This is a genomic window from Monashia sp. HAY1-2A (assembly GCF_056755315.1).
Window position 1 is genome coordinate 1 of sequence record NZ_JBNDHY010000203.1, and the last position, 6,737, is coordinate 6,737.

Annotated in this window: 8 protein-coding genes; 6 read left to right on the forward strand and 2 right to left on the reverse strand. The window is 69.8% G+C overall.

Features of this window, described 5'->3' with window-relative positions; genetic code table 11:
* The first annotated feature begins 259 nt into the window (after positions 1–259).
* From ACPYOM_RS20175 to ACPYOM_RS20185, 3 genes are all read left to right on the forward strand, one after another.
* Entirely contained in the window at positions 260–1,141 is an 882-nt protein-coding gene (locus ACPYOM_RS20175) for a cation diffusion facilitator family transporter (RefSeq protein WP_481347312.1), read from the forward strand.
* A 55-nt stretch (positions 1,142–1,196) separates the two neighbouring features.
* Positions 1,197–1,865: a haloacid dehalogenase type II gene (locus ACPYOM_RS20180; protein ID WP_481347313.1), complete on the forward strand. Its 669-nt coding sequence runs from the start codon at positions 1,197–1,199 to the stop codon at positions 1,863–1,865.
* Positions 1,866–1,968: 103 nt separating this feature from the next.
* Positions 1,969–2,385 (forward strand): antibiotic biosynthesis monooxygenase family protein, encoded by a 417-nt coding sequence (locus tag ACPYOM_RS20185; RefSeq protein WP_481340948.1) that lies wholly within the window; start codon positions 1,969–1,971, stop codon positions 2,383–2,385.
* A 30-nt stretch (positions 2,386–2,415) separates the two neighbouring features.
* Here the strand turns inward: ACPYOM_RS20185 and ACPYOM_RS20190 are convergent, their stop codons facing one another.
* On the reverse strand, positions 2,416–2,820 hold the full coding sequence (locus tag ACPYOM_RS20190) for an ArsR/SmtB family transcription factor (protein ID WP_481340947.1): 405 nt from the start codon (positions 2,818–2,820) through the stop codon (positions 2,416–2,418).
* A gap of 120 nt (positions 2,821–2,940) precedes the next feature.
* Between ACPYOM_RS20190 and ACPYOM_RS20195 the strand changes: the two genes are divergently transcribed.
* Both ACPYOM_RS20195 and ACPYOM_RS20200 read left to right on the forward strand, forming a co-directional pair.
* A complete protein-coding gene (locus ACPYOM_RS20195) occupies positions 2,941–3,666 on the forward strand; it encodes a VIT1/CCC1 transporter family protein (protein WP_481340946.1) in 726 nt (241 codons plus the stop codon).
* Between the two features lie 28 nt (positions 3,667–3,694).
* Positions 3,695–4,420, forward strand: coding sequence for an SDR family NAD(P)-dependent oxidoreductase (locus ACPYOM_RS20200; RefSeq protein ID WP_481347314.1), 726 nt, complete (start codon positions 3,695–3,697; stop codon positions 4,418–4,420).
* Positions 4,421–4,490: 70 nt separating this feature from the next.
* On the opposite strand, the gene ACPYOM_RS20205 is transcribed toward ACPYOM_RS20200, so the two are convergent.
* Entirely contained in the window at positions 4,491–5,183 is a 693-nt protein-coding gene (locus ACPYOM_RS20205) for a GntR family transcriptional regulator (protein ID WP_481340944.1), read from the reverse strand.
* A 326-nt stretch (positions 5,184–5,509) separates the two neighbouring features.
* Between ACPYOM_RS20205 and ACPYOM_RS20210 the strand changes: the two genes are divergently transcribed.
* Positions 5,510–6,737: ABC transporter substrate-binding protein (locus ACPYOM_RS20210; RefSeq protein WP_481347315.1), on the forward strand; the 1,228-nt coding region annotated here is incomplete at its 3' end.

A 6,737-nucleotide genomic window follows, 5' to 3' on the forward strand; every position in this document is an offset into this window, starting at 1 on the left:
CCCCCACCCGCATCCCCATCCCCACGAGGACGGTGGCCACCACGACCATGGTGGCCACGGCCACGACAAGGGACATGGCCACGGACATGGCCACGGACATGGCCACGGACATGGCCACGGACACGGTCATGACCACGGCGAGGGGCACGGACACGAGCACCGCGGGGGGATCGTCGGGTTCCTCAAGGAGCTGTTCGTCCCGCACTCGCACGACAGCGCCGACAAGGTCGACTCCGCTCTCGAGACCAGCCGCGAGGGCATGCGGTGCCTGAAGGTCAGCTTCGTCGGGTTGCTGCTGACCGCCGTGGTCCAGACGATCGTCGTGCTCTACACCAACTCGGTGGCGCTGCTCGGCGACACCCTGCACAACTACGCCGACGCCCTCACCGCGGTCCCGCTCGCCATCGCGTTCATCGTCGGGCGCCGGGCGGCAACCCGCGCCTACACCTACGGTTACGGCCGCGCCGAAGACCTGGCCGGGATCGTCGTGGTCGCGCTCATCGCCCTGTCCGCCGCATATGCCGGCTACGAGGCGGTCATGCGGTTCATGAACCCCGGCGAGGTCAAGCACCTGGAGGTGCTGGCGATCGCCGGCGTCGTCGGGTTCGTCGGCAACGAGGTCGTCGCGCAGTACCGGATCCGCACCGGCCGACGCATCGGGTCCGCGGCCCTCGTGGCCGACGGGCTGCACGCCCGCACCGACGGGTTCACCAGCCTCGCCGTGGTCTTCAGCGCCGGCGGCGCCTGGCTCGGCTTCCCGATCGCCGACCCGGTCATCGGTGTGCTCATCACGGGCGCGATCCTCTTCGTGCTGCGCGACGCCGCCCGTGAGGTCTACCGCAGGCTGATGGACGCCGTCGACCCGCACCTCGTGGACCAGGCCGAGCAGGTCATCAGGGCCACCCCGGGTGTGGTCGACGTGACCGACATCCGGCTGCGCTGGCACGGCCACAAGCTGCTCGCCGAGGCCCGCGTCACCGTGGACTCGACGCTGTCGTTGATCGACGCCCACCACCTGAGCCACCAGGTCGAGCACGACCTCGTCCACGGTGTGCGACGCCTGACCGCGGCCACCATCCACGCAGAGCCGCTGGCCCGCGACGCCGACCGCGCGCACGCCCTGGTCAGCCACCACGACTGAACCCACCGACCCCACGACGCCCGACAACCCGCGAAGAGACAGGAGCACGACCCGCATGATCGACGCCGACCCGAAGTACATCACCTTCGACTGCTACGGCACCCTGACCGCGTTCGGGATGAGCGCCGTGACCCGGAGGCTGGTCGCCGACCGGGTCCCGGCCGAGGGTATGGACGACTTCCTCGACGACTTCGAGGCCTACCGGATCGACGAGGTGCTGGGGGCCTACAAGCCCTACCACCAGGTGATCAACGACGCGCTGGCCCGCACCGCGAAGCTGTGGGGGATCGAGCACCGTGACAGCGACGGCCAGGCGATCTACGACTCGGTGCCCTCCTGGGGACCCCACCCCGACGTCCCGGAACCCCTGGCCGCGCTGGCGCAGCGCTACCCGCTGGTGATCCTGTCCAACGCCGCCGACGAGCAGATCCACAGCAACGTCGACAAGCTGGGCGCGCCCTTCCACGCGGTCTACACCGCCGAGCAGGCCCAGGCCTACAAGCCCCGGTTGCAGGCGTTCGAGTACATGCTCGACCAGCTGGGCTGCGGTCCGCAGGACATCCTGCACGTGTCATCAAGCCTGCGCTACGACCTCATTCCCGCGCACGACCTGCGGATGACCAACAAGGTCTACGTCAACCGCGGCTACGAGCCCAGCACGCCGTACTACGGCTACCACGAGGTCAGCGACCTCACCGGTCTGGCCGCCCTGCTCGACCTCTGACGACACCCGGACCGGGCCGGCGCGCCTCGCAGCGACGTGCCCGGGCCGGTCGCCACCGAAACCCGTCACCGCGGCCCCCGGCCGCACCCGCGAAAGGAACTCCATGAAGCGACGCGACATCTTCATCAACGTGGCCAAGCCCGGCCACGGGGAGCAGGCACGGAAGTACCTCGAGGACTGGCTGCGGTCACTCGACGGGCACCCCGGGTACCTCGGCGGATCCGTGCTCGAGGAGGTCGCCGGTGAGCTGCTGCCGGACACCGTGGTCCTCATCATGGAGTTCGAGTCCACCGAGGCGGCCCGAGCCCTGTGGCCCAAGATCGAGAACACGACCAACCCGCTCTACCCCGACGACAAGAGCGACAAGACCCCGGACCAGGGCACCGCCTTCTTCGACGGCACCAAGGACGCGGTCGCCGCCAATGGCGAGGTCCCGCTGAAGTTCACCCGCGGCGACGGGCTCTTCGCCCGGATGCTCCACATCCATGCGGGCGTCGTCGCCGAGGTCGCCGCCGCCTGAACTGGGCCCGGGGGAGCGGGTCGGCGCGGCTCAGCTCTCGGCTGCTGCGCCGGCCTCGCCCGCCTCACGGATCTCGCGCACCGAGGTGTCCGCGCGGTGGTGCTCCGGGATCCCGCCCGCGGCGTGCTCGGCCTGGTAGATCGCATCGGCCACGAGCTGGCGAACGTGCTCCCCCTCGATCCGGTAGAAGACCTGGTTCGCCTGGCGGCGGGTGGAGACGAGCCTGGCCATCCGCAGCTTGGCGAGGTGCTGGGAGACGCCGGGCGCCGGCTTCCCGACCGCGTCGGCGAGCTCGTTCACCGGCATCTCGCCGTCCAGGAGCGCCCAGAGCAGCTGGACCCGCGTGGCGTCGGAGAGCATCCTGAAGACCTCGACCGCGAGGTCGACCTGCTCGCGGGACGGCATGGCCCGCGGCGTTCGCGAAGCTGCGCGCATGCGAAGACACTAAGGCGCTGTCGTGGGCCGGGCAAGAACAGCGCGCGAGGCCGCGCTCGCATACCTTAGGACAGGCTTTCCTGCGTTGTCGACAGTTTACACATCACCTATGGTATGCGCATGTCGAAGACCCTCATCCCCTCCGGACCCGCCGAGGTGGGTCACACTCACGCCGACGTCTCCGGAGGCGCGCTCCGCGCCTCCGTCTTCGGGGCCATGGACGGCCTCGTCACGAACATCGCCCTCGTCGCGGGTGTCGGCGCCGCCGGCGTCGCCCCCCGCTACGTCATCCTCACCGGGCTCGCCGGGCTCGTCGCCGGTGCCTTCTCCATGGCGATGGGGGAGTACACCTCCGTCAAGACCCAGAACGAGCAGGTCGACCGGGAGTGGGAGAAGGAGTCGGACGAGATCCGGCAGCACGCCGCGGCCGAGGAGCACGAGCTCGCCGAGATGTTCGCGAGCATGGGCATGACCGAGGCCACCGCCGCCGCGGCGGCACGTGACGTCCACCGCGACCCCGAGCACGCGGCCCTCGTGCACGTGACCCAGGAGCTCGGCCTGGACCCCCGCGAGAAGCCGTCCCCCCGCGTCGCAGCGGTCTCCTCGTTCGTCACCTTCTCGCTGGGCGCGATCATCCCGCTGCTGCCCTTCCTGCTGGGCTTCACCTCCCTGTTCTACGGCCTTGCCGTCGGCGGTGTGGGACTTTTCGTGGCCGGCAGCCTGGCCTCCATGGCGACCGTCGTGCCGTGGTGGTTCAGTGGCCTGCGGCAGCTGGGTTTCGGGGCGATGGCCGCCGGCGCGACCTACCTCGTGGGACTGGCGATGGGCGTGGGCGTCACCGGCTGACGCTCCACAGGGGCTGAGCTCAATGGACGTGCTGGAGAAGCGAGTCGCCCTCGTGACCGAAGGCAGCCGGGGCCTCGGGCTGGCGATCGCCCGGCAGCTCGCCCAGCTCGGCTACCGGGTCGTGCTGACCGCCGCTGACGCGCACCGCGCCGACGAGGCGGCCAAGGGCCTCGAGGGCTGGGCGAGCGGTGATGTGGCCGGTGTGCCGATGGACGTCAAGGACGACGCCTCGGTACGGTCCGCCTTCGAGCAGGCGGTCGGCCTCTACGGCTCGGTCGACGTCCTCGTGTACAACGCCGAGCCCGACGTCGAGGGGCCGCGGCACCGCGCCGCGGCCCCGGACCTCTCGACGGTCCGCACGACGATGGAGGCCAGCCTCTTCGGGGCCTGGCGATGCGCGAGCGAGGCGGTCCCCCTCATGAGCGCGCGGGGGTACGGACGCATCGTCAACGTGTCGAGCCCCCTGGGCGGGACCGAGGGCACAGCGGCGCCGGGCTCGCCCGCGGGCCAGGTCTCCACGGCCGCCCTGGTCATGCTGACCCAGGTCCTGGCCGCCGAGGTGGAGTTCGACGGCATCCTCGTCAACGCCGCGTCGCCCGGCTGCACCCGCCCGCCCGCGAGTCCGGACGCCGAGCACCCGTCGGACCTGGCGGCCGACACGGCGGTGTGGCTGGCGACGCTGCCCGACGACGGACCCACGGGCCGGTGCTTCGACGCGGACCGTCAGGCGCTGGCCGCCGGAGATCGACCGTAGGGGAAGCGTGAGCCGCCCCCGAGCGCAGACCCGCCCCGGAGGCCACCCATGGGTGGTCCGGGGACTCGGTTCAGCCGGCCTGCGGACCGCCACGGGACGCGAGCCGACGCTTCAGCGTCACCACCCCGTCGTCGAAGTGCTTCTTCAGTGCCGCCACCGCGCCGTCGACGTCGTTCTGCCGGATCAGGTCGCTGATTCGGCGGTGCTCCTCCACGAGGTCGTCACGAGTGTCGTAGGCCGCGCTCAGCACGCCGAGGCACAGCCGGGTCTCGGAGATCACCGTCGTGAACATGCGCTCCAGGCGCGGGCTGTCCGCCGCTGCGACCAGTGCGCTGTGGAAGTCCAGATCCCGGGAGGCCACGGTGTTCCAGTCGTCGGCCCGCTCCGCCGTCTCCATCGCGCGCACGATCCTGTCGAGCGCCTTGGACGCCGAGGCTGTCCGCGACAGACCTGCCAGGCGCCGCACGGCGGTGGTCTCCATCGCCTCGCGCACCAGGTAGATGTCGTCGACGTCCTCGGGCGTCATGACCGGGACGAACACCCCTCGATGGGGCTCCCTGAGGAGGAGCCCCTCCTGGATCAGCCGCTGCAGCGCCTCACGGACCGGACCACGACTGACCCCGAAGGTCGTCGCGAGCTCCACCTCGTTGAGCTGGGAGCCCGGGGGCAGGGCGCCCTCGACCACGTCGGCGCGAATTCGATCTCCCACCATCGAGGCCAGGGTGACCCGTGGGATCGGGCTCGGCGAGCTCTGGGCGGCCATCGGACAACTCCTCGAAAAATGCGCGCGGCCCCGTCCAGCCACGGTTCACCTGACGTCGTACCCAATCGGCACAACAGTCGACAGTATACGGACCGCATACGCCAGGAAAGGGGCGATTTACGCGCTGGAATCGTCCAGTTTTCAAGAGTCAGAGCGCAATTCGTCAACTGAAAGTTGTTGACAAAATACAGACTGCATGGTCTGCTGAGGAACTGAACACACCCCTTGCGTCCAACGATGCACGCACACCTAGGAGTTCAGAAATGGGTCGACTTCGCTGGGCAAGTGCCCTGGCACTTGTCGGATTGACCGCCACGGCCTGTGGCATGGGCGGCACCCCGAGCAGCGACGGCGCCAACGGCGCCGGCGGACGCGTCGTCTACGCGGAGTTCAAGACTCCGCAGGCGGCCTGGGCGTTGGAAACGGATGACGCCATCGATCTCTCGAGGGCCGGATGCCTCGAAACCCTGACCCGTTACCAAGAGGGCGGGTCAGTCGCGCCGAGCCTCGCCACCTCGTGGAAGCAGGTGAAGCCCACCGTCTGGAGCTTCACCCTCCGCTCCGGCGTCAAGTTCCAGGACGGCACGCCCATGGACGCCAGCGCGGTGGCGGGAGCCTTGAACCACGTGCTCAAGGCCAAGACGCCGGCCCGGGCGTTCAAGCCGAGCATGGTCGCCGGGGTGAAGGCGGTCGACGCCTCCACCGTCGAGATCACCACCAAGGCGCCGGACGTGCTCCTGCCGCTGCGCGTCGCGAGCCCCAACACCGGGATCCTCGCGCCGAAGGCGTACACCGGCGACAAGATCGACATCCAGGGGACGTGCACCGGCCCGTTCACCGTGGTCAGCGAGGTTCCCGGGCAGTCGCTCGAGCTCAAGCGCAACGACAGCTACTGGGGCGGCAAGCCCCACCTCGCGTCGGCGGAGGTGCGGTTCATCGTCGACGGCGCCACCCGGGTCACCCAGATCCAGTCCGGTGAGGTGCAGATCGCGTCGGCTGTCCCCGCGGTGTCGCAGGCCACCCTCCAGGGGTCCAACAACATCAAGGTGGACTCGCTCCAGGCGCCCCGCACCACGGCGCTCATGCTCAACAACTCGCGCCCGCCGTTCAACAACCCCTTGGTGCGTCAGGCGATCCAGCACGCGGTCAACCTCGACGCGATCGCGAGCAGCGTCTACGAAGGCGGCGCCAAGCCGGCCAGCGGACCCTTCTCGCCCGACGACCCGTGGGCGCCCAAGGGCGCGAAGCCCGCGGCGTACGACCCGAACGAGGCCAAGCAGCTGCTCAGCCAGGCAGGGGTGGACCCGAGCTCGCTGAGCTTCACCCTCATCGCCTACAACGACCGGCCCGAGTTCGCCGACCTGGCCGCGGTGATCCAGGACCAGCTCGCCAAGATCGGCATCAAGGTGAAGATCAAGGCGGGTGAGTACGCCTCGTTCGAGCCTGACTTCCTTGCCGGCAACTACGACGCCGCCCTCTTCTCGCGTGGCTACCTCCTCGACGTCGGCGAGCCGGCCGGCTACCTGAGCTCGGACTACGGCTGCAAGGGCAGCT